This is a genomic window from Variovorax boronicumulans (assembly GCF_040544675.1).
In the GTDB taxonomy this organism is placed as follows: Bacteria; Pseudomonadota; Gammaproteobacteria; order Burkholderiales; family Burkholderiaceae_C; genus Variovorax; species Variovorax boronicumulans_D.
The window spans coordinates 137,905-161,026 of sequence record NZ_JBEPKK010000007.1 but is presented as its reverse complement, the minus strand read 5'-3'; the positions used below and the strand labels follow the sequence as shown (position 1 = coordinate 161,026).

Below are 23,122 nucleotides of genomic sequence, written 5' to 3'. Positions count from 1 at the left end.
AATGATTCTCAATAATAAGTCAATCGCGAAGATTGATTTATTTCACGGAATCCGAGTTCAGATCACTTCGTGTCCGGTTCGGTGATGAACCCGATCTTCCGGACGCCTGCCTCCCGCGCTTCGGACATGGCCTTGGCCACGCGCTCATAGCGCACGGCCTTGTCGCCGCGGATATGCAGTTCGGGCTGCGGGTCCTTGGCGGCCTCGGCGGCCAGGCGGCCGGGCAGCTCGCTGTCGTCGATCTTCTGTTCGTTCCAGTAGTAGGCGCCGTCGGCGGCCACGCTGAACAGGATGTTCTGCGGCTTGGGCTGTTCGGGCTCGCTGCTGGCGCGGGGCAGGTCGATGTTGACCGCGTGCTTCATCACCGGCACGGTGATGATGAAGATGATCAGGAGCACCAGCATGACGTCGACCAGCGGCGTCATGTTGATCTCGTTCATCACCTCATCGGGTTCGTCTTGTGTTCCGAAGGCCATGGTGCTCAGCCCTTCTTGAGCGGGACGACGATGGCGTCGCCGCTGCCGCTTTGCACGCGGGCGCCGGTGACGAAGTAGGCGTGCAGGTCGTGGGCGAAGCTGTTGAGCTTGGTCAGCACGAACTTGTTGCCGCGAACCAGCGCGTTATAGCCGAGCACGGCCGGAATGGCCACGGCCAGACCCAGCGCCGTCATGATCAGCGCCTCGCCGATCGGGCCAGCCACCTTGTCGATGGTGGCCTGGCCGGCCGAGCCGATGCTCATCAGCGCGTGATAGATGCCCCAGACCGTGCCGAACAGGCCGATGAACGGTGCCGTGGAGCCCACGGACGCCAGGATGGCCAGGCCGGTTTGCAGGCGGGCGGTGAAGGCGTCGATGCCGTTGCGCAGGGAGCGCGTGATCCAGTCGCTCACGTCCAGCGCGTCGTGCAAATGGGCCTTGGTGTTGCGGTGGTGCGCGGCTGCCTCGCGGCCTTCGAGCGCGAGCGCGCGAAATGGATTGCTGTCGTCCTTGCCGAGCTTGTTGAGTGCGGTGGCAAAGTCTTCGCTGTGCCAGAAGTCCCCCGAGCTCTTGGCAAGGCGCTTGTATTTGACGACGTCGATGGCCTTCGTGATGATCACGATCCACGATACGAGCGACATGCCGATCAACAGCACGGCGACGGCCTTGGTGACGAAGTCGCCCTGGTTCCAGACGTTCATCAAGCCGAAATGGGATTCCATACGAAGTTGCTCCAGAGAAAAATTAGTTCAAGACGTAGTTGACGGGGGCGTCATAGGACATGGCTTGCACCACGCCGTTGACCTTGCCGGGCACGAACCGGCATTTCATGATGTATTCGACGGCGGCCTCGTCCAGGCGATCGAAGCCGCTGGACTTCTTGACCTCCGCGCTCTTGGGCATGCCGTCGACACCCACCAGAACCCGGACGATCACCTTGCCCTGCTCGCCGAGCCGCTTGCTCATGGCGGGGTAGACCGCCCTGGGGTTCTGCAGGTAATCGGCGTTGCTCGAGGGCAGCTGCACCGCGGGCGGTGCCGGCGGGGCCGGCGGCGGCGCGGGAGGCGCTGGGGGGGCGGGCGGTGCGGGCGCTGCAGGAGGGGCGGGCGGCGGCGGAGGCTCCGTTGTGCCGACAGGGGCCTGGGGCGCTGGCGCGGGTCTGGGTTCGCGGACGGCCTGCGGCCTGGGTGGCGGCGGGGCCTTGGTCACTTTCGGCTGGGGCGGCGGCGGTGGGGGAGGCGGCGGCTCCACCTTGGGCTGGGGCGGTTCGATGAACTGGCTCAATATCTGGACGGGAATGACCACTTCGGCGGCCCGGTGCAGCAGCCCGCTTTGCAGCGCCCAGAGCGCGGCCGCGTGAAACAGGATGACGCTTCCGGCAATGACTACATTGCGCGAGAGGCCGAAGGCGGAGGGAGGGGGGGCAAAGCGGTCAGACACGATCAACCATTCGAGTGCGGGCACGTCGAAACGTGCCCCGATTGCAGCAAAACCGCTACGACATTACTTGCGAAGAATCCACCAGACCGAGCCTGCGACGAAGATCAGGCTGCCGCCGAGTGCCGAGAAGAGTTCCATGCCTTGCTTTCCGTGATGGAGCTGGCAAGCTGGATCGCTCTGGTGCCCGATTCGCGATTCAACGCGGCGACCGGGTGTGAAGCGCTGCACTGCGCGACGATGTCGCGCGCACAACCTTCGCACTGGCCGCATTGCGTGGCAACGCCGAGTTCGAACTGCACTTCGTCGAAAGTCATGCCGGCCCGCACATGACGTGCGATTTCGCGGTCGGAGACTCGGCGGCAGACGCAAACGATCATGGCTGTGAAGCGGCAGTTGGCTGGCTGTTGGATGTGAGCGATTATAAATAAGAATCCGTCGCATTTGCAATAACTATGGTGTTACCAGCCTTTGCGACGGACCTCCGCAACGGGCCGTTTTCGCCTTTTTGCGTGCGCTAAACCTCCGACCAGAGCCTCAGGAGGTTGTGATAGTGGCCGGTGAGCGCCACCGTCTCATCGCATTCGCCCAGCCGGTTTCGCAGTTTCTGGATGTTCTGGTCGAGTTCGAACAGCATGCCGCGCTGCTGGTCGTTGCGCACCATGCTCTGGAGCCAGAAGAACGAGCACACGCGCGCGCCGCGCGTCACCGGATGCACGCGGTGCAGGCTGCTGGCGGGATAAAGAATGAGGTCGCCGGCCGGCAGCTTGACCTCGTGCGAGCCGTAGGTGTCGATCACCTCGAGCTCCCCGCCGTCATAGTCTTCCGGATCGCACAGGAACAGCGTGCACGACAGGTCGGTCCGCAACTGCTGGCCGCCGCCCGGCAGCACGCGCACCGCGCCATCGATGTGAACGCCGTAGTGCTCGCCCCCTTCATAGCGATTGAAGAGCGGCGGAACGAAGCGCGAAGGCAATGCCGCCGAGAAGAACAGCGCGTGGCGCGCCAGTGCGGCAAGCACGACGCCGCCCAGCTCGCGCCCGATCGGTGAAGACTCGGGCAACTGGCGATTGCGCTTGACCTGCGCGCCCTGCTCGCCGACGGTTTCCCGGCCGTCGATCCAGTTCGTGGCGTCCAGCGCCGCGCGCATTTCGCGCACCTGGACGGGACTGAGCACGTCGGGCACATGCAGCATCATTTTGAGGAACTCCGCAAAGAGAAAAGCCCCGGCGCGGGCCGGGGCTAGAGTTTCGCACCGTGCCGGGGACGGGCCCGGCACGCAAGCAGGATCAGAACGCGAAGTTCGCCGTGACCTTGTACGAGCGCGGCGTGCCGGGCGTGTAGCGATAGCCGCTCTTGTTGATCGCCGCCACGTAGTCCTTGTCGAACAGGTTGTAGACGTTGAACTGGATGTCGACGTTCTTGTTGACCCGGTACGACGCCATCGCATCGAACACCCAGTACGAATCGACATAGGACGGCGTGCCGACCGCGCCGTCGCTGCCGCGCATGAGCTTGCCGTTGTAGCGCGCTCCGCCGCCCAGGCTCAGGCCGAACGGCAGCTGGTAGGTGGTCCAGAGGGTGAACGCCTTCTTGGGCGTGTAGGCGAGGGCGGTCGAGCCGTCGGCCAGCACCGAAGGGCCGCTCAGAACACGCGTGTTCATGGTGGTGAAGCCCGACGTCACGCCCCAGTTGTCGGTGATGGCACCCGAGACACCCAGCTCGATGCCCTGCACGCGCTTCTTGCCGGTCTGGAAGTACTGCTGCGAGACAGTGTCCTGCACCACTTCATTGCTGACCTCGGTCCGGTAGAGCGCCGCGGTGAGCGCTACGCGCTTGTTCAGCACGTCCCACTTGGTGCCGACCTCGTACGTCTTGGCCTTTTGCGGCAGGAAGTCGGTGCGCGCTGCGCTGTTGCCGGTGCCGCCGGCGGCCAGCGTGAAGTTCGCGCCGCCCGGCGGTTGCGCGGCGGTGCCGTAGGCGGCATAGACGCTGCTGTTTTCCGTCGGCTTGTAGACCAGGCCGATCTTGCCGGACAGCAGGTTGTCCGACAGCTTCAGGCTGGTCGGCGTGACCGTTGCGGTTTGCGGACCGTTGCCGCTGCGCGCCAGCGCGAGCGCGGTGGCGTTGTACGTGGTCGAGTAGTGGTCGTAGCGCAGGCCGGCGGTCAGCTGCCACTGCTCGTTGAACTTCAGCGTGTCGAAGGCATAGAGGCCGATGGTGTCGGTGCTGCCGTCCGAACCTGTGCCGTTGGGGATGCGGTTGTAGCCGCTCACGTACGGATTCGGGTTGTACAGATTGGCGACCGGCCACGAACCGGCGGCGGCCAGCGTGGTGCCTACGCCGGCAAAGCCCGGGGCGTAGAAGTTGTTGGCGCGCTGCGTCTCGCGGATGAATTCGACGCCGCCGTTGAACGAGTGGCTGATGCTGCCGGTGTTGAACTTGGCGGACACGCTCGTCTGGTTGGTGAAGATCGTGTTTTCCTGGTCCTTGTTGGTCGGCAGGTTGCGCGTGAGGGTCCAGCTTCCCGGGATCGTGGGGATCACCGTGTTCAGGAAGCCCGCGTTGGCTGCCGGCAGGGTGCCCACGCCGTTCACCGAGGTGAGGCCGCCGCCCATGAATGCCGTGAGCATGTAGTCCTGCGACGTCTTGCCGTAGCGCGTGGTGTTGCGGATCGTGATGTCGGGCGTCAGGTCGTGCTCGATGCGAGCCGTGAACATGTCCGCCGTCACGTTGTCGAAGTCCGAGCTGGTGCCGTAGAAATTGCTCGAATCCACGCGTTGCGCTGCGTTCAGGTACGTGCGGCGTGCCAGGCCGCGACGGATCGCGGTGGCGTCGGGCGTCGAGTAGCCCGGCAGGCCGATGGTGGGCACGCCCCCATCGGGGACGTTGTTCTGCTTGACGTGCAGGTAGTCCAGGAAGATGCGCGTCGGGCTGTTCAGGCCCAGTGCCAGCGACGGGGCGATGGCCGTGCGCTTGTTGTTGACCATGTCGCGGCCGGCCACGCCGCCGTCTTCGGTCACCGCATTCAGGCGGAATGCCGCGCCGATGCCGTTGGCGCTGCTGAGCGACTTGTTCCAGTCGATGCTGCCTCGCTTGAAGTCGGCGCTGCCCAGGCTGATCGAGCCCAGGAAGCTGTCTTCCAGCTTGGGCTTTTTGGTCACGAGGTTGATGTAGCCGGTGGGCGAGGTGCGGCCCACGTCGGTGCCCGACGGACCCTTCACGACTTCGACCTGCTCGATGTTGAACACGTCGCGCGAAACCGAGCCCAGGTCGCGAATGCCGTCCACAAAGATCGCGCTCGAACTGTCGAAGCCACGCATGAAGACGGCGTCGCCGGTGTTGGTGTTGCCGTTTTCCCCGAGGAAGAAGGTGCCCACGCCGGGGCTGTTGCGCAGCGCTTCGGTCAGCGTGGTCGCGCCCTGTTCGCGGATGACCTGTTCCTTGATCACCTGGATGGTTTGCGGCGTGTTCACCAGCGGCGCGGTGAACTTGGGATTGGCCGAGGTGTCGGTCTTGTAGTCGGCACCGGCGGAGTCCTGCACGCGGACTTCGGGCAGTGCGCCGCCGGTCTGGGCCAAGGCGGCCGGGGCCGCAAAGGCCATCAGCGTTGCGGCGGCAGCGCCCGAGAGATGTGGAACGGCGCGCGCAACGGCGTGTTTGCGGCTCTTGATGTAGGCCATGAAGTATTTCTCCGAAAAGGCTGCGAGCGAGGGACTCGACTGGCGTGTCGCACGCGCGCTTTCAGGAGAAAACCGGGGACTGGCTGGGTGAGTCAATTTGCAGTGTTTGCAAATTGACCCAAATGATAATGTTTCTCAATACATTTGCTTTAACTGTAAGCGGATTAAGGCAAAAGTTATGGCCGCATTGTTGCGAGTGAGCAACTGCCTGGATGGCCTGTGGCACCGGCCAAGGTTCAGTAGACGTCGCGGCGATAGCGCCCAGTCGCCGTCAGGTCGCGCCACAGCGCATCGCCGGCAATCTGCCGCAACGCGGCGTCCACACCCGACGCCATGCCCTGAAGGCTCCCGCAAACGTAGATCGCCGCGCCCTTGTCCAGCCATGCGCGCAGCACGTCGGCGGACTGCAGCAGCCGGTGCTGAACGTAGATGCGCTCGGCCTGGTCGCGTGAAAACACCATGTCCAGCCGCTGCAGCACCCCGCTGGACTGCCAGGCCTGGATCTCCGCGCGGCACAGAAAGTCATGCGTGGCCTGCCGCTCGCCGAACACCAGCCAGTTGTCGTGGCGGCCGGCCGCTTCGCGGGCGCGCAGATGGGCGCGCAGGCCGGCCAGTCCGGTGCCGTTGCCGACGAGGATCAACGGACGGTCCTCGTTGCCATCCAGGCGGAATGCGCGGTGCGGCCGCAAGCGCAATGCCGCCGTGTTGCCGATGGTGAGCGTGGAAGTGAGCAGGCCGGACGCGGCGCCGAGCGTGCCGTCGGGGTGCTGTTCCTGCCGCACGAGCAACTGCAGCTCGGTGTCGGTGGAAAGCGAAGCGATCGAGTAGTCGCGGGGGCGCGACGGATCGCTGGCCACGGCGACCTGCACCAGGTCGCCGGAAGCCCAGCGGGGCATCGTGCCGGCGGGGGGCGCAAAGCCCAGCAGAAACACCGGCGCGCCTTTGCTGCCGGCGTTGAGCAGTTCGCGTGTGGTCAGCCGCCAGGGGGTGAACGCGTCGGCCGAATCGTCCTGCACAACTTGCGCATCGCCCCATTGCGCATGCCAGGCGCCCAGTGCCGCAGGGTCGCTGTTGTCGACCTCGATGCATTCGAAATCGCGCCGGGCTCCGGTCGCGTGCAGCCATGTGTCCAATGCGCGCCCGAAGCCGCAGAAGTTCTTGTACTGCCGGTCGCCCAGCGCCAGCACGGCATAGCGCAGCGAGGGCAAGGCCGAGCTTGCACCCATCAGGTGTTCGGCGAACACGCTGGCACTGTCCGGGGCATCGCCTTCGCCGTAGGTGCTGACCACGAAGAGCGCGCGGGTCGCCGAGGCCAGCGTGGCGGCATCGAGAGCGTTGAGTTCCAGCAGGCGCACAGAGGTGCCTGCGGCGCGCAACTGCCGCGCGGTTTGCCGGGCGATGGATTCAGCCTGCCCGGTCTGGCTGGCGAACAGCACCAGGGTAGGGGGCTTGCGGTCGTCTGAAGTGAGTGCGGCGGCTTCCTGCGCCGCCGCTGTGCGCCACCGCAGCCGCCGCGCATAGATGGCAAGGCAAAGCGCCGCGTAGGCCGTCGCCGTGGCGCCTGCGCCCAGCGCGCGCAATGTCGCCTCTGTCATGAGCCGGTGGTGTGGGTGAGCCAGGCGCGCGTGGCCTGGGGGCGTGGCAATGCGGGGTCATGGCTCGCGAACAGCGCCGCGACATCGTGCCGCTCGGCAAAGGCAAAGCCCTCGTGGGGGCCCAGCACCGTCAGCACGGTGGCCAGCGCGTCGGCGTGCACGCACTGCGGATGCAGCACCGTGACGCTGGCCAAGGAATGCGCGACCGGTTCGCCGTTGCGTGGATCGATGGTGTGCGACCACCGGCGGCCGTCCTGCGCGCGTTGGTGCCAGCGATCGCCCGAGGTGGCGATCGCCATGTCGGCGAGCGCCACGCGCCGGGCGGTCGCCGGGTCGCCGTCGACCATCACCTGCCATGGCTGCCCACCGGGGCGACGGCCCGCGCCGCGCAGTTCTCCGCCGACTTCGAAGAGCAGATCCGCAAGACCCAGCGCGCGCAGCGCCTCGACGCCCTGATCGAGCGCAAAACCCTTGGCGATGCCCGAAAGATCGAGCGTGACACCGCCAGGCTGCAACAGCGAGCCGTCCGCCGTGTCGAAGGCCAGCCGCTCCCACCCGATGCGCGCCCGCGCCTGGGCGAGTGCTTCGGGTGCGGGCAGGCCTTCACGCGCGTCGGGACCGAAGCCCCAGCAGGCCACCAGCGGCCCCACCGTCGGATCGATGGCGCCACCGCTGGCGGCGGCCCAGGCGAGGGCGCAGCGCATCACGTCGGCGAATTCCCCGGGCAGCGTGTGCCGTGTGCCTGGCGCCGCACCGTTGAAGCGGCTGATGTCCGAGGCGGGTTCCCAGTGGCTCATCTGCGCGATCACGCGGGCGAGGGCCGCCTCGACCGCTTCGCGCACGTCTTCCAGCGGAAGCATCCGCGGATTGTCGAAACGCAGCGACCAGGTCGTGCCCATGGTCTGGCCGCCCAACTGCTGCAAGGTGGTCGGGTCGGCGCGGCGCGGTACGGCCGCGTTGGCGTAGCCGCCGGCGCGCCAGGTGCTGAACGAAACTCCCAAGGGTCCCAAGGGGCCGGCTGGAATCAGGGCATCACTTCAAGGGTGGCCGCGTAGCTCAGGCGGCGCTCCTTGGCTTGCGGCACGGTGGTCTTGTTGTCCTTGGTACTGGCGTCGAGCCAGTACATGCCGGCGCTGGGCCACGTCACGCTGAACCGGCCCTTGTCGTCTGTCTTGAGCTTGACCTCTTCGAGCTTGTCGCGGTACTGGGTGTTGCCTGCGGTCACGGTCACTTCCAGGTCCTTCGCGGGCTGGCCGTCGAGGTTCAGCGTGAAGGTGGCCTTCTCGCCCTTGACCAGGTCGGTAGGGCTGCCTGCCGCGATCAGTTCCAGGCCCTGGCCGATCGGCTTGAGCGGCGAGGGCTTGCCGACGGTCACGAAGGTTTCGATGCGGCCCGACGACTGGGTGATGGTGACGTCCTGCGCGTCGGCGGGGATGTCCCTGGCAATGGTTTCGGCCGTCCCGCGGGCGCGCTTGTTCTGGCCCGTGGCCTTGTCTTTCCAGCTGGCGAAGGCACCCGCGTTGACGACGGCGATGCGGTACGTGCCCGGCTGCGCGACGCTCACATCGAACACATTGCGCAGCTTGAGCTTGGCTTCGCTTTCGGGCTTGACGGTGCTGCCGTCGGGCGCGGTGATCTGCAGGCCTTCGAGCCGCAGCGGCGCATGGTTGGCAACGAACAGGTCGTTCGACACGGCGGCGTCGACCGAGACCGTGTCGGCCTTGGAGAACACGGTGGAGGAGGGCAGCAGCCAGGCGTTGTGCGCCATGGCAGCGGAAGCGATGGCCGACAGGGCAATGGCGAGGCCGGTGGCGCGCAGGATGGAGCGGGTCATGGAGAGTCCTTGTTGTGAAGTGGTGGGCGGATCGGTCCGGCGTCGATCAGGGCTTGAGTTCGAGCTTGATCTCGCCGAGCTCTTCCTTGCCGGCTGCCGTCGGCTGCGCTGCCGCGGTGGGCGGCCACTGGAACGGAATGCTCACGACCTCGCGGCCGCCGACTTCACGTGCCGCCTCGACCACCAGCTTGTAGGCGCCCGGTGCGAGCTTGGGCATGGGCGCCGTGCCCTCGGTGAAGCTCAGCTGGTGCTTGCCGGCGGGCTTGGTGGCGCCGGTCACGCCGTCCACGGGTACCGCGAGTTCGCGGCCGCCGCGCCGCCACCACTGGCGCATGTCCTTGAGCCACTTGGTGCCTTCGCCCTCGGGGTTGTTGGTCTTGGTGCGCACGTCGTACCAGACGGCCAGCGTTCCCGCCACGGTGTTGTCGGCGCGTTCGATCCAGGTCGCCACGTAGGGGCGGTGGTATTCGGAGGCGTTCAGCCGCGGAATCTCGATGTTGACGGCCAGGCTCGCCGCGAACGCAGGTGCGGCGAACAGGGCCGACATGGCCATCGGTGCGAGTGAATAGCGAACGTGCACGAAGAACCTCTTTTCCTGAATCAAGGGTGGGGTCAATGAATGAACAACAGCGCGAGCAGCACCGGCACGACCAGCCCCATGCCCACCATCGGCCAGGTGAACGGCCGGTTGCCTGCGTGCATCTTGAGAATGAACAGCCCGGTGATCGAGAAGACCAGCGCCGCGCCCGCGAAGATGTCGATGAACCAGCTCCAGGCGGTGCCGGTGTTGCGGCCCTTGTGCAGGTCGTTGAAGTAGGAGAGCCAGCCGCGGTCGGTGCGCTCGTATTCGATCTCGCCATCGGCCAGGTTCAGGCGCAGCCAGGCATCGCCGCCGGGGCGGGGGAGCGAGAGATAGATTTCGTCGTCGGACCACTCGGCCTCCCGGCCGTCGGTGGCGACATCCCACTTCGCCTGGATCCAGCTTTGCAGGTCGGCGGGCAAGGGCGCCTTGCCTTTTTGCGCCTTGGCGGCGGGAAGCTGTTGTTCGAGGCGGGTGCGAAGCGCCTGGCCGATCGATCCGTTGAGTCGGGTGATGACGGGCTTGGCTTCGATCTGTCCTGCGTGATTCAGGGTGAAGCCGGTCACGCTGAACAGGATCATGCCGACGAGGCAGATCGCGGAACTTACCCAATGCCATTCGTGCAGGGTCTTGAGCCAGTAGGCACGGCGGCGGTTGTCGGGGCGGGCTGCAGCGGTCATCGAAGGCGCGGATTCTATCCGTGCAAATGAGAATGACTGCTATTTGACAATCGTTAAGTTACGTAAAGCAATAAAAAACGGGACCGAAGTCCCGTCGATTGAGAGCTAAAGGCTCAACTTATTCCAGCTCGCCCATTTGCGATTGCAGGTAGTTCTGCAGGCCGACCCTGTCGATCAGGTCGATCTGGGTTTCCAGGAAGTCGATGTGCTCTTCCGTGTCGTCCAGGATCTCCTGCAGCAGGTCGCGCGAGACGTAGTCGCGCACGAGTTCGCAATGCTGGATGCCGTCCTTGATGGTGGCTTGCGCGCCGGTTTCGGCGCCCAGGTCGCAGCGCAGCAGTTCGGGCACGTCTTCGCCGATGTTCAGCTTGCCCAGGTCCTGCAGGTTGGGCAGGCCGTCGAGCATGAAGATGCGGTCCATCAGCTTGTCGGCGTGCTTCATTTCGCCGATGGATTCTTCGTATTCCTTCTTCGCCAGCTTGTCCAGGCCCCAATGCTTGAGCATGCGGTAGTGGAGGAAGTACTGGTTGATCGCGGTCAGCTCGTTCTTGAGCTGCGCCTGCAGATGTTCGATGACCTTGGGGTCGCCCTTCATGATCTTTTTCCTTGTTCTGAAAGAGGGGATTGTCCGGGTCCTCGCAGCGAGCGCGCAAGCATTCCCCTGCTCCGGCGGTCTGCATGCGTACGAGGGTGATAGGCGTTCGTATTCGAGCGGGACGACTAGGCGCCGGCGCCTTTGTTTTTCATAGCCCGCACCGATGCAGTCGATAGCTCATTACTATGAATTTGTCATATTTGGTAGTTATACTCATGGCTCGCATTTATTTTTGTCCACCCGCAGCATCCAAGGAATCACCATGTCCCTGATCAACACCCAAGTCCAGCCCTTCAAGACCCAGGCCTACCTCAATGGCAAGTTCATCGATGTGTCCGACGAGACGCTCAAGGGCAAATGGTCCGTGCTGATCTTCATGCCGGCGGCCTTCACCTTCAACTGCCCGACCGAAGTCGAAGACGCGGCCGACAACTACCCCGAGTTCCAGAAGCTGGGTGCCGAGGTCTACATCGTGACCACCGACACGCACTTCTCGCACAAGGTCTGGCACGACACCTCGCCGGCTGTCGGCAAGGCCAAGTTCCCGCTGGTGGGCGACCCGACCCACACGCTGACCAACGCTTTCGGCGTGCACATCCCCGAAGAAGGCCTGGCACTGCGCGGCACCTTCGTGATCAACCCCGACGGCATCATCAAGACCGCCGAAATTCACTCCAACGAAATCGCCCGCGACGTCAAGGAAACCCTGCGCAAGCTCAAGGCAGCGGTCTACACCGCCGCCCACCCGAACGAAGTCTGCCCGGCCAAGTGGAATGACGGCGACAAGACCATCGCACCGTCGTTCGACCTCGTCGGCAAGATCTAAGCGCTCCCGTGCGAAAGCCCGGGCGCTCACGAGGCCCCGGGCTTTTTTGTCCCCAGTTGATAGTTTTCAGTTATCGAAAGTGAGTCCGTCATGCTCGACGCCAGCACCAAAGCCCAATTGAAGAGTTACCTCGAACGCGCCACGCAACCGATCGAAATCGTTGCCTCGCTCGACGACAGCAAGGCCTCGGGCGAAATGCTGTCGCTGCTGAAGGACGTTGCCGAGTCGTCGCCCCTGGTCAAGCTCACCGAGAGCCGCGACGACAGCCACCGCAAGCCCTCTTTCTCGGTCAACCGCCCGAGCGAGAACCACGGCCCGCGTTTCGCCGGCCTGCCGATGGGCCATGAATTCACCTCGCTGATCCTTGCATTGCTGCAGATCGGCGGCTACCCGCCCAAGGTCGAGCAAGCCGTGATCGACCAGATCAAGGCGCTCGACGGCGACTTCGAGTTCGAGATCTACGTCTCGCTCACCTGCCACAACTGCCCGGATGTGGTCCAGGCGCTGAACCTGATGGCAGTGCAGAACCCGCGCATCCGCACCACGATGATCGAAGGCGGCACCTTCCCGGACGAAGTGAAGGAACGCCAGATCATGGCCGTGCCGACCGTGTTCCTGAACGGCACCGAGTTCGGCCAGGGCCGCATGAGCCTGGAAGAAATCCTCGCGAAGATCGACACCAGCGGCGTCGAGCGCGAAGCCAAGAAGATCGCCGCCAAGGATCCGTTCGACGTGTTGATCGTCGGCGGTGGTCCAGCGGGCGCCGCGGCTGCGGTGTACGCGGCGCGCAAGGGCATCCGCACCGGCGTGGCATCGGAGCGTTTCGGCGGCCAGGTGCTCGACACCATGGGCATCGAGAACTTCATTTCGATCAAGGAAACCGAAGGCCCCAAGTTCGCCCATGCGCTCGAAGAGCATGTGCGCAACTACGACGTCGACATCATGAACCTGCAGCGCGCCAAGGCGCTGGTGCCGGGCAAGGACCTGATCGAGGTGCAACTCGAAAGCGGCGCCTCGCTCAAGAGCAAGTCCATCATCATCTCGACCGGTGCGCGCTGGCGCAACATCAACGTGCCCGGCGAGCACGAGTTCAAGAACAAGGGCGTGGCCTACTGCCCGCACTGCGACGGCCCGCTGTTCAAGGGCAAGCGCGTTGCGGTGATCGGTGGCGGCAACTCGGGCGTCGAAGCGGCGATCGACCTGGCTGGCATCGTGGGCCATGTCACGCTGATCGAGTTCGACACCGCCCTGCGCGCCGACGCCGTGCTGCAGCGCAAGCTGCACAGCCTGAAGAACGTCGAGGTGTTCACCAATGCGCAGACCACCGAGATCACCGGCGACCAGAAGGTCAACGGCCTGGTCTACAAAGACCGCGCATCGGGCGAACTGAAGACGGTCGCGCTCGAGGGCGTGTTCATCCAGATCGGCCTGGTGCCGAACACCGACTGGCTCAAGGGCGTGGTCGAGCTGTCCAAGCACGGTGAAATCATCGTCGACGCACGTGGTCAGACCTCGGTGCCCGGCGTGTTTGCGGCCGGCGATGCGACCACGGTGCCGTTCAAGCAGATCATCATCGCGGCCGGCGACGGCGCAAAGGCGGCGCTCGGTGCGTTCGACCATCTGATCCGCACTTCAGCCCCAGCATGAGTAAGTCTTAAGTTGTTTCAATGAGAATCGTTCTCATACAATAAAAGGCCCGGGCGATGCACATTCATTGCCCCTCATTGCCAGCCAGGTCACGCGCGCAGCCCTCTGCGCCTCAAGGTCCAGCAAGCAGTTTTTGCAACTGTTCTCTGGACCTTTTTCGTGGCCACTCATTCCCTTCGCCCCTCTCACCATCGGCTCGCGCTCCTGCCTTTGCTGATCGCCGCTGGCTTCGGCACGGCCGCTCCTGCCTGGTCGCAGCAAATCGCAGCACTCAATGAAGTGGTGGTGAGCGGTTCGCGCTCGGAGCAGGCAAAGGACGACCTGCCGCTCAGCATCGAAGTCATTGGCCGCGACGACATCGAATCCAAGCAGATCGGCGACATCCGCGATGCCGTGCGCGACCTGCCCAACGTCTCTGTCAAACGCTCGCCCGCGCGCTTCGGGCTCGCGCAGGGCAACACCGGCCGCGACGGCAATGCGGGCTTCAACATCCGGGGCCTGGACGGCAACCGCGTGCTGCTGCTCACCGATGGCATCCGCACGCCGCGCAGCTACGTCTTCGGCGCCAATGCCTTCGGCCGCGACTACTTCGACGTCGGCCTGGTCGAGCGCATCGAGATCATCAAGGGCCCGGCCTCGGCGCTCTACGGCTCGGACGGCCTTGCGGGGCTCGTCAACTTCGTCACCCGCGAACCGTCGTCCTTCCTGCGCGACGGCCGCACCTTCGGCGGCAGCGCGAACATCGGCTACAGCGGCGACGACAACGGCGTTCGCGGCGGTGTCACGCTTGCGGGCAAGGCGAACGATGCGCTCCAGTGGCTCATCTCCGCCAACCTCGGCCGCGCGAGCGAACTGGAGAACATGGGCCGGCTCGATGTGCCCAACATCGATCGCACCACGCCTAATCCGCAGCGCGACAGGAACGCCTCCTTGCTGGCCAAGGCCATCGTCACGCCCAACGCCGACCAGCGCCACGCCTTCACCTTCGAGCACGTCGAAAAGACCAGCCGCTACAACCTGCTGTCCGGCATCTCCAAGCCGCGGTACGTGTCCACCTCGGTCGTGGGCCTCAACGCCAAGACCGAACTGGAGCGCGACCGCCTCACCTACGAAGGGCGCCTGCGCCTGAACTCCGTCGTGGCCGACAACCTGCTGGCCGTGGTGAGCTACCAGAAGTCCAAATCGCGCGAGTACATCGACGAAGACCGCTTCAGCGCCGCCGACCGGACGCGAAACGTCACCTACGACGAGAGCACCTGGCAGCTCGGCCTGCAGGCCGACAAGACCCTTCGCATGGGTGGGAACTGGGCGCAGAAGATCACCTACGGCTTCGACTACACCCGCACCAACGTCGAGAACCTGCAGACCGGCCTGGGTCCCCCGGTCGGCGAGAGCTATCCGCTCAAGCGCTTCCCCGATACGCGCGAGACCTCGTCCGCCTTCTATCTGCAGGACGAGTTCATCCACGACCGCTGGAGCATCACGCCGGGCGTTCGTTTGGACCGCTTCTCGCTCGACGCGAATCAGGCGGGTTTCAATGCGCGGGCCGTGTCGCTGTCGGGCTCGGCGGTGTCGCCGAAGCTGGGCGTGCTGTTCCGCGCCACGCCGCAATGGAGCATCTACGGCAACTACGCCTCGGGCTTCAAGGCGCCCAACGCGTTCCAGGTCAACAACTTCTTCGAGAACGTGATCTCGGGCTACCGGACCATTCCCAACCCGAACCTCAAACCCGAGAAGAGCCGCAACATCGAGCTGGGCATGCGCGGGCACGCCGGCGTGCTGCGCTACGACGTGGCCGCGTTCACCGGCGACTACAAGGACCTGATCGAGAACGACCGTCTTGTCGGCGGCCGGGGCATCCCGCGCATCGATCCGTCGATCTTCCAGTCGGTCAACGTCGGACGCGCGCGCATCAGCGGTTTCGAGATCAAGGGCGAGCTGGACTTCACCGACAACGGCACCGGCTTCTCCGTGCCCTTCGCCTACGGCCAGACGCGAGGCCGCGATCGCACCAGCAACCGGCCGCTCAACTCGATCGATCCGCAGAAATTCAGCGCCGGCCTCAAGTACCAGGCGCCGAACTGGAGCGTGGGCCTCGACGCGGTTCATCACGGTGCCAAGGAGTGGGAAGACGTCGACCGCAGCGAGGTGACCACCGGCCTGCAATTCCGCACGCCGGCAGCCACCACGCTGGACATCAGCGCGCAGTGGCGCATCCGCAAGGACCTGCGCCTGAACGCATCGGTGACCAACCTCACCAACAAGCGCTACTGGATGTGGAGCGACGTGCGCGGCCTCACGACGACCTCGGCCCTGCGCGATGCCTACACCCAGCCGGGCCGCAGCTTCAACGTCTCGCTCGTGGCGGACTTCTGATCCGTCCCACCGCAACACGCGAACCAGCAAAAAAGGAAATCCGATGAACGCCGAAGAAACCCGCGCACGTTTCGCAGAACTGCGCGCCAAGGGCATGCGCCACAAGGACGCCGCCGCAGCCATGGGGCTGTCCGAAGGCGCGGCCATCGCCGCGCACACGGGCACGCACGACAAGCCCTTGCGCGCCACGCCGCTCAAAGGTCCGTGGGTCGAGCTTCTGCAGGCGCTGGAGCTGTGCGGTCCCGTGCTCGCGCTCACGCGCAACGAGACCACGGTGCACGAGAAGACCGGTGTCTACGAGAAGGTCTCGGGCAGCGACAAGATGGGCCTCGCGTTGGGCGAGGCCATCGACCTGCGTCTTTTCTTCGGCCGCTGGCATGCCGGGTTCGCGGTCAGCGAGGCGGCGGCCAATGCCGGCGTGTTGCCTTCGCTGAGCCTTCAGTTCTTCAATGAAAACGGCGTGGCGGTCCACAAGATCTTTGCGCGCGAGGCCACCGACCGCGACGCGTTCCAGTCGGTCATCGACAGCCACGCCGCGCCCGAAGCGCGGGTCGCGTTCGTGCCTGCCGACGCCAAGGCCGCAGCGCGAGAGGACAGCGCCATCGACGCGAGCGGGCTCGCCCAGGCCTGGCGCGGCATGCAGGACACGCACGAGTTCTTCGGCCTGCTGAACAAGTTCGAGGTGGAGCGCCAGCAGAGCTTTCGCCTGACCGAAGGCGAGTTCACGCAGCGCGCGCAAACATCGGCGGTGCGCGAGCTGCTGCAGGAAGCCTCGTTCGACGGCACGCCGATCATGGTGTTCGTCGGAAGCCCCGGCTGCATCCAGATCCACTCGGGCCCCGTGGTGCGCGTGGAGCCGATGGAGATGCACGGAATGCTCTGGCTCAACGTGCTGGATCCCGGCTTCAACCTTCACCTGCGCGAAGACCGCATTGCCAGCGTCTGGATCGTCGAGAAGCCCACCAGCGACGGCGTCGTCACCTCGGTCGAGGCTTTCGACGCAGAGGGCGAACTGATGGCGATGTTCTTCGGCGCGCGCAAGCCCGGCGTTCCCGAGCGCGAGGAATGGCGCCAGATCGTGCGCAAGCTCCCGCGCCAGAACGACGCATCCCTGCACGGCTGAGCCGCCGACCCATGACCTACAGCCAAAACTCTCTTCTTCCATCGCTTCCATCGCAGCGCCGACGCGAGGTGCTGCGCGTTCTTTCCGCTTCGGCGCTTGGCGCGGCCGCCTGGCCCGCGCTTGCGCAGGACAACAAGCGCCTGCCGCGGCTGGTAACGGTCAGCGGCGCGATCACCGAGGTGGTCTACCTCCTCGGTGCCGAAGGCCAGCTGGTGGGCACCGACACCACCAGCCTCTATCCCGCCGCCGCGCGCGGCACGCCCAAGGTGGGCTACATGCGCCAGCTGTCGGCCGAGGGCCTGCTGTCGCTCAGGCCCGACGCGATCATCGCCACCAACGAGTCGGGTCCGACCGTGGTGCTCGACCAGGTCCGCAGCGCCGGCGTCAAGGTCGAGATCATCGAAGCCGACCACACCTGGGCGGAAGTGCAGCGCAAGGTGCAGGCCGTGGGCCGCGCGTCCGCGAGGCAAGCGCAGGCGCGCGAACTGCAGGCCCGGCTGGATGCCGAATGGGCGCAGGTGCTGCAGCGCGTGGGCGCGGCCAAGGGGCGCAAGCCGAAGGTGCTTTTCGTGCTCTCGCACAGCGCGAGCCCGCAGGTCTCCGGCGAGAAGACGGCGGCGCATTCGATGATCGGCTTTGCGGGCGGCGTCAACGCGCTCGGCGGCTTCCACGGCTACCGGCCGATGACGGCCGAGGCCATGGCCAGCGCCGCGCCCGACATCATCCTCACGAGCACCCAGAGCATCGAGGCGCACGGCGGCATCGACAAATTCTGGGAGCGGCCCGAACTGGCGCTGACGCCCGCCTACAGGAAGCGCGCGCTGATCACCCAGGATGCCTTGCTGCTGCTGGGCTTCGGCCCGCGCCTGCCGGCCGCCGTCGGCGAGTTGCAAGACAAGTTCCAGGCCGCTCTGGCATGAGCCGCCGGGCCGCTCCCAAGGCGAATACCGCAGCGCGAAGCGCGAAGGCTACGCAATGACCCAAAGGTTTGGAGCGCGTGCCGTGCTGGGCGGCAGCGTGATGCTGCTCGCCGTGGCCTTCGCGGCGGGGGCCGTGTCGGGCGCCTACGCCATCAGTCTTTCGCAGCTCTGGAATGTGCTGACTTCGCTGGGGCAGGGCGCCAGCAGCCAGTCGCCCGAGCACCTGGTGTTTCTCAACATCCGCCTGCCGCGCCTGGTCCTCGGCGTGGCGGCTGGCGCGGGGCTCGGCATGGCGGGCACGCTGATGCAGGGGCTGTTCCGCAATCCGCTGGCCGACCCGGGGCTCATCGGCATCAGCAGCGGCGCGGCGCTGGCGGCCGGCATCACCATCGTGCTGGGGGCGTGGCTGTGGCCGGCGCTGCCGCGCACGTTGGGAAGCTGGACCCTGGTGCTCATGGCTTTCGGCGGCGGCTTCATCGTCACGCTGCTGATCTACGGGCTCTCGCGCAGCGAAGGCGGCACGCGCATGGCGCTGATGCTGCTCGCGGGCATCGCCATCAATGCGCTCGCGAGCGCGGGGCTGGGCCTCCTGAGCGTGATGGCCACCGACGAGCAACTGCGCAGCCTGCAGTTCTGGCTGCTGGGCAGCCTGGGTGGGGCGCGGTGGAGCGCGGTCTTGCTGGTCTGCGGCGCGGTGTTTCTCTCGTGCTGGGCGGCGGGTTCGCTCGCATCGCCGCTGAACGCCATCGCGCTCGGCGAAGCGCAGGCGGCGCTGCTGGGCGTGGATGTGGAGCGCACCAAGCGGCGCGCGGTCGTCATCACGGCGGTGGCGGTGGGCGCGGTGACGGCCACCACCGGGATCATCGGTTTCATCGGGCTGATCGCGCCGCACTGGGTGCGCATGGTGGCGGGGCCCGATCACCGCATCGTGCTGCCGGCCTCGGCGCTGCTGGGCGCGGCGCTGGTACTCGCGGCCGACACGGTGGCGCGCACGGTGATGGCGCCTGCGGAACTGCCGCTGGGCGTGCTCACCGCCTTCATCGGGGTGCCGATGTTCCTCTTGATGCTGCGGCATTTCAGGGGGCGCATATGACGGCTGCGGCGGCTGGGCGCGATGCGATGGCGCTGTTGTGCGCGGATGTGGAAGTGCGCATCGGCGCAAAGACGCTGCTGGCGAATGCCTCGGTGAGCCTCAAGCCGGGCTGCGTGACGGCCATCCTCGGCCCGAACGGCGCGGGCAAGTCGACGCTGCTGTCGGTGCTGGCCGGCCAGCGCCAGCCGACGCGGGGCAGGGCGATGCTCGACGGCCGGCCGCTCGCCGACCACGGCATGCCGACGCTGGCGCTGCGCCGCGCGCTGATGCCGCAGGAGAGCGCGGTAGCCTTCGACTTCACAGCGCAGGACATCGTTGCGCTGGGGCGCTATCCGCACCGCCGGACGCCCGGGCAGGACGAGGACGCGATCATTGCCGAGGCGATGGCGCTGACCGGCGTCACGGCGCTGGCGCCACGCATCCTCAACACGCTCTCCGGCGGAGAAAAGGCCCGGGTTCACCTGTCGCGGGCACTGGCCCAGCTCTGGCATCCGCGCCCCGATGGCGCGAGCCGCTGGCTGCTGCTCGACGAACCCACCGCGGCGCTGGACCTGGCGCACCAGCATTCGGCGATGCGCCTGCTGCGTGCCTGGGCGGCGCGGGGTGTGGGCGTGGTGGCCGTGCTTCACGACCTGAACCTGGCGCGGCGTTATGCCGACGAGGTGGTGGTGCTGGGGGCGGCGGACGGGCTGCGGCAGGGGGCTGCGGCCGAGGTGCTCCAACCCGGGTTGATCGAAGCGGTCTGGGGCATGCCCTGCCAGCCGGTCCACAGCGCGGATGGCACGGTGCAGTACCTGTTCGGCTAGCCCGCGGGCGCTATCTACAAGCTAACGGATCAGTACGTCAGCCGCTCCGGCCGCAGTTCCTGCAAGATCGTCGTCGCGATTTCCTCGATCGACTTGGTCGTGGTCGAGAGCCAGCGGATGCCGGCGCGCCGCATCATGGCTTCGGCTTCGCTCACCTCGTGGCGGCAGTTTTCCAGGCTGGCGTAGCGCGAATCGGGGCGACGTTCGTTGCGGATTTCGCTCAGGCGCTCGGGCTGGATCGTCAGGCCGAAGATCTTCTTTCGGTGCGGCATCAGTGCCGGCGGCAACTGGCGGCGGTCGAAATCCTCGGGGATCAGCGGGTAGTTGGCGGCTTTCAGGCCGTGCTGCATTGCGAGGTAAAGCGAAGTGGGCGTCTTGCCGCTGCGGCTCACGCCGACCAGGATCACGTCGGCGCCCTGCAGGTCGCGGTTGCTCTGGCCGTCGTCGTGCGCCAGGCTGAAGTCGATGGCGGCGATGCGGGCGTTGTATTCCTTGCTCTTGCTCACGTCGCTGAAACGGCCGATGCGGTGGTTCGATTTGACCGCCAGCTCGATTTCCAGCGGCCGCACGAAGGTGCCGAACATGTCCAGCAGCATGCCCTTGCAGCCTGTTTCGATCACTTCCAGCACGTCCATGTTGGCCAGCGTGGTGAAGACGATGGGGCGCACGCCCTCGATCTCCGCCGTGTGGTTGATCTGCCGCACCGCCTGGTGCGCCTTGTCGACGGTGTCGGTGAAGGGCAGCCGCACATGGCGCGGTTTCATCTCGAACTGGGCGAGCACGGCGTTGCCGAAAGTCTCGGCGGTGATGCCGGTGCCGTCGGAAATGAAGAAAACAGTGCGTGTATGCATGGTGTAGCCCTTGCGGCCTTGTCCTGCGGCGCGGGCGACCTTGCCACGCCTACAATCCGGTCGATTATGGGGAATCCGCTTTCCCGACCCCAATTCCTTTCTTTTCCATGCAGGCCGCACCCGCACCCAAAGCAACGACAACGATCGTGCCGTGGCGCCTGCCTGCAGCACCGGTTTCAACTTCTGGAGCTTTCCCATGTCTGCACTTTTCGACGCGACCGCACTGGTCGTACCGTTTGAAAACCTGAGGATGACCGACGTCGAGTCGGTCGGCGGCAAGAACGCCAGCCTCGGCGAAATGATCTCGCAGCTGCCGCAGGGCGTGCGGGTGCCCACCGGTTTCGCGACCACGGCGCACGCATTCCGCCAGTTCCTGGCCCACGACGGCCTGGCCGACAAGATCAGCAAGCGCCTGGCCGCGCTGGACACCGACGATGTGCGCGCGCTGGCCACGGCCGGCGCCGAGATCCGCGCCATGGTCGAGTCCCAGCCCTTTCCCGCCGACTTGCAGAAAGCCATCGGCGAAGCCTTTGCCACGCTGAGCGCCGGCAACCCCGAAGCCTCGTTCGCCGTGCGTTCCTCGGCCACGGCCGAAGACCTGCCCGACGCCTCGTTCGCGGGCCAGCAGGAAACCTTCCTGAACGTGGTGGGCATCGACGACGTGCTGCACAAGATGAAGGAGGTGTTCGCCTCCCTCTACAACGACCGCGCCATCAGCTACCGCGTGCACAAGGGCTTCGAGCACGATGTGGTCGCGCTCTCGGCCGGCGTGCAGCGCATGGTGCGCTCCGACCTCGGCGCCGCCGGCGTCATGTTCACCATCGACACCGAATCGGGCTTCGACCAGGTGGTGTTCATCACCTCGAGCTACGGCCTCGGCGAGACGGTGGTGCAGGGCGCCGTGAACCCTGACGAGTTCTATGTGCACAAGCCGACGCTGCGCGCCGGCAAGCGCGCGGTGATCCGCCGCAACCTGGGCTCCAAGCTGATCCAGATGGAGTTCGCGACGCCCGAAGAGAAAAAGGCCAGCGGCAAGCTGGTGAAGACCACCGACGTCAAGGCCGAGCAGCGCAACCGCTACTCGCTGAGCGACGCCGACGTCGAGCAACTGGCCAAGTACGCCCTGGTGATCGAGGAACACTACGGCCGCCCGATGGACATCGAGTGGGGCAAGGACGGCACCGACGGCCTGCTCTACATCCTGCAGGCGCGCCCCGAAACCGTGAAAAGCCAGCAGCAGGGCAAGGCCGAGCAGCGCTACAAGCTGCTGGGCAAGGGGGCCGTGCTCGCCGAAGGCCGTGCCATCGGCCAGAAGATCGGCACCGGCCCCGTGCGCCTGGTGCACAACATCAGCGAAATGGACAAGGTGCAGGCCGGCGACGTGCTCGTCACCGACATGACCGATCCCAACTGGGAGCCGGTGATGAAGCGCGCGGCCGCCATCGTCACCAACCGCGGCGGGCGCACCTGCCATGCGGCCATCATTGCGCGCGAACTCGGCATCCCGGCCGTGGTCGGCTGCGGCGACGCGACCGACCTGCTGAAGGACGGCACGCTGGTCACCGTGAGCTGCGCCGAGGGCGACACCGGCTTCATCTACGACGGCCTGCTCGAAACCGAAGTGACCGAAGTGCAGCGCGGCGTGATGCCCGAGATCGACATCAAGCTGATGATGAACGTCGGCAATCCGCAACTGGCCTTCGACTTCGCGCAACTGCCGAACCATGGCGTGGGCCTGGCCCGGCTTGAGTTCATCATCAACAACAACATCGGTGTGCACCCGAAGGCGATCCTCGACTACCCGAACGTCGACAACGACCTGAAGAAGGCCGTCGAATCGGTGGCTCGCGGACACGCCTCGCCGCGTGCGTTCTACGTCGACAAGGTCGCCGAAGGCATCGCGACCATCGCTGCCGCCTTCTGGCCCAAGCAGGTGATCGTGCGCCTGTCGGACTTCAAGTCGAACGAATATCGCAAGCTGATCGGCGGCAGCCGCTACGAGCCTGAAGAAGAAAACCCGATGCTGGGCTTCCGCGGCGCGGCGCGCTACCTGAGCGCCGATTTCGGCGAGGCCTTTGCCATGGAGTGCGAGGCGCTCAAGCGCGTGCGCAACGAAATGGGCCTGACCAACGTGCAGATCATGGTGCCCTTCGTGCGAACCCTGGGCCAGGCCGAGCGCGTGACCACCTTGCTGGGTGAGCATGGCCTGAAGCGCGGCGAGAACGATCTCAAGCTGATCATGATGTGCGAGGTGCCGAGCAACGCGATCCTGCCGGAAGAGTTCTTGAAGTTCTTCGACGGCTTCTCGATCGGCTCGAACGACCTGACCCAGCTCACGCTCGGCCTGGATCGCGATTCGGGCCTCGAACTGCTGGCGGCCGATTTCGACGAGCGCGACCCGGCGGTCAAGGCGCTGCTGAGCCGCGTCATCAAGGCATGCAAGGCCGAGGGCAAATACGTGGGCATCTGCGGCCAGGGCCCCAGCGATCATCCGGACTTTGCGCTCTGGCTGGCGGAGCAAGGGATCGAATCGATCTCGCTCAACCCTGACAGCGTGATCGAGACCTGGCAACAACTGGCCAAGCGCTGAACTCGCGAAT

Annotated in this window: 21 protein-coding genes; 8 read left to right on the top strand and 13 right to left on the bottom strand. The window is 65.8% G+C overall.

Translation table 11 applies throughout. The annotated features are described in order from the left end of the window. Nucleotides 1-62: 62 nt before the first annotated feature. From ABIC90_RS14745 to bfr, 12 genes are all read right to left on the bottom strand, one after another. On the bottom strand, nt 63-476 hold the full coding sequence (locus ABIC90_RS14745; protein ID WP_354355077.1) for an ExbD/TolR family protein: 414 nt from the start codon (nt 474-476) through the stop codon (nt 63-65). A 5-nt stretch (nt 477-481) separates the two neighbouring features. Beyond that, the gene (locus ABIC90_RS14740; protein ID WP_354355075.1) at nt 482-1,198 is read right to left on the bottom strand and encodes a MotA/TolQ/ExbB proton channel family protein; all 717 of its coding nucleotides are present in this window, start codon (nt 1,196-1,198) and stop codon (nt 482-484) included. Between the two features lie 22 nt (nt 1,199-1,220). Further along, nucleotides 1,221-1,922 (bottom strand): energy transducer TonB, encoded by a 702-nt coding sequence (locus tag ABIC90_RS14735; RefSeq protein ID WP_354355072.1) that lies wholly within the window; start codon nt 1,920-1,922, stop codon nt 1,221-1,223. Between the two features lie 98 nt (nt 1,923-2,020). Further along, nucleotides 2,021-2,293 carry a (2Fe-2S)-binding protein gene (locus ABIC90_RS14730; protein WP_354355070.1) on the bottom strand — a complete coding sequence of 91 codons (273 nt, stop codon included), beginning with the start codon at nt 2,291-2,293 and terminating at the stop codon, nt 2,021-2,023. A 137-nt stretch (nt 2,294-2,430) separates the two neighbouring features. Further along, nucleotides 2,431-3,111 (bottom strand): Fe2+-dependent dioxygenase, encoded by a 681-nt coding sequence (locus ABIC90_RS14725; RefSeq protein WP_354355068.1) that lies wholly within the window; start codon nt 3,109-3,111, stop codon nt 2,431-2,433. Nucleotides 3,112-3,202: 91 nt separating this feature from the next. Next, nucleotides 3,203-5,596: a catecholate siderophore receptor Fiu gene (locus tag ABIC90_RS14720; protein ID WP_354355066.1), complete on the bottom strand. Its 2,394-nt coding sequence runs from the start codon at nt 5,594-5,596 to the stop codon at nt 3,203-3,205. Between the two features lie 236 nt (nt 5,597-5,832). Continuing rightward, complete coding sequence (locus tag ABIC90_RS14715; RefSeq protein ID WP_354355064.1) at nt 5,833-7,191, bottom strand: sulfite reductase subunit alpha; 1,359 nt, start codon at nt 7,189-7,191, stop codon at nt 5,833-5,835. Further along, entirely contained in the window at nt 7,188-8,192 is a 1,005-nt protein-coding gene (locus tag ABIC90_RS14710; RefSeq protein WP_436318216.1) for an FAD:protein FMN transferase, read from the bottom strand. The genes ABIC90_RS14715 and ABIC90_RS14710 overlap by 4 nt, the downstream gene beginning before the upstream one ends. A gap of 23 nt (nt 8,193-8,215) precedes the next feature. Further along, a complete protein-coding gene (locus tag ABIC90_RS14705; RefSeq protein WP_354355060.1) occupies nt 8,216-9,025 on the bottom strand; it encodes a DUF4198 domain-containing protein in 810 nt (269 codons plus the stop codon). Nucleotides 9,026-9,071: 46 nt separating this feature from the next. Then, nucleotides 9,072-9,578, bottom strand: a complete 507-nt coding sequence (locus tag ABIC90_RS14700; protein ID WP_354355301.1) for a DUF2271 domain-containing protein — start codon at nt 9,576-9,578, stop codon at nt 9,072-9,074. 59 nt (nt 9,579-9,637) lie between these two features. Further along, nucleotides 9,638-10,285, bottom strand: a complete 648-nt coding sequence (locus ABIC90_RS14695) for a PepSY-associated TM helix domain-containing protein (RefSeq protein WP_354355058.1) — start codon at nt 10,283-10,285, stop codon at nt 9,638-9,640. A gap of 118 nt (nt 10,286-10,403) precedes the next feature. Continuing rightward, nucleotides 10,404-10,880, bottom strand: a complete 477-nt coding sequence (gene bfr, locus ABIC90_RS14690; protein ID WP_116907929.1) for a bacterioferritin — start codon at nt 10,878-10,880, stop codon at nt 10,404-10,406. Nucleotides 10,881-11,142: 262 nt separating this feature from the next. On the opposite strand from bfr, the gene ahpC reads away from it, so the two are divergent. The 7 genes from ahpC to ABIC90_RS14655 all read left to right on the top strand — a co-directional run bounded on the left by ahpC (nt 11,143) and on the right by ABIC90_RS14655 (nt 19,671). Continuing rightward, complete coding sequence (gene ahpC / locus ABIC90_RS14685) at nt 11,143-11,706, top strand: alkyl hydroperoxide reductase subunit C (RefSeq protein WP_140842727.1); 564 nt, start codon at nt 11,143-11,145, stop codon at nt 11,704-11,706. 90 nt (nt 11,707-11,796) lie between these two features. Further along, entirely contained in the window at nt 11,797-13,353 is a 1,557-nt protein-coding gene (ahpF, locus tag ABIC90_RS14680) for an alkyl hydroperoxide reductase subunit F (RefSeq protein ID WP_354355055.1), read from the top strand. 159 nt (nt 13,354-13,512) lie between these two features. After that, nucleotides 13,513-15,729: a TonB-dependent hemoglobin/transferrin/lactoferrin family receptor gene (locus ABIC90_RS14675; RefSeq protein ID WP_354355053.1), complete on the top strand. Its 2,217-nt coding sequence runs from the start codon at nt 13,513-13,515 to the stop codon at nt 15,727-15,729. A gap of 43 nt (nt 15,730-15,772) precedes the next feature. Beyond that, nucleotides 15,773-16,852 (top strand): hemin-degrading factor, encoded by a 1,080-nt coding sequence (locus ABIC90_RS14670; protein WP_354355051.1) that lies wholly within the window; start codon nt 15,773-15,775, stop codon nt 16,850-16,852. 11 nt (nt 16,853-16,863) lie between these two features. Further along, entirely contained in the window at nt 16,864-17,772 is a 909-nt protein-coding gene (locus ABIC90_RS14665; protein WP_354355049.1) for a heme/hemin ABC transporter substrate-binding protein, read from the top strand. Nucleotides 17,773-17,827: 55 nt separating this feature from the next. Next, complete coding sequence (locus tag ABIC90_RS14660; protein ID WP_354355047.1) at nt 17,828-18,865, top strand: FecCD family ABC transporter permease; 1,038 nt, start codon at nt 17,828-17,830, stop codon at nt 18,863-18,865. A gap of 32 nt (nt 18,866-18,897) precedes the next feature. Beyond that, nucleotides 18,898-19,671: a heme ABC transporter ATP-binding protein gene (locus ABIC90_RS14655; protein WP_436318215.1), complete on the top strand. Its 774-nt coding sequence runs from the start codon at nt 18,898-18,900 to the stop codon at nt 19,669-19,671. A 29-nt stretch (nt 19,672-19,700) separates the two neighbouring features. Here the strand turns inward: ABIC90_RS14655 and ppsR are convergent, their stop codons facing one another. Further along, the gene (gene ppsR, locus ABIC90_RS14650) at nt 19,701-20,522 is read right to left on the bottom strand and encodes a posphoenolpyruvate synthetase regulatory kinase/phosphorylase PpsR (RefSeq protein WP_354355043.1); all 822 of its coding nucleotides are present in this window, start codon (nt 20,520-20,522) and stop codon (nt 19,701-19,703) included. Between the two features lie 196 nt (nt 20,523-20,718). Here ppsR and ppsA point away from each other — a divergent pair, with 196 nt between their 5' ends. Then, nucleotides 20,719-23,112, top strand: a complete 2,394-nt coding sequence (gene ppsA / locus ABIC90_RS14645; RefSeq protein WP_354355041.1) for a phosphoenolpyruvate synthase — start codon at nt 20,719-20,721, stop codon at nt 23,110-23,112. Nucleotides 23,113-23,122 lie beyond the last annotated feature (10 nt).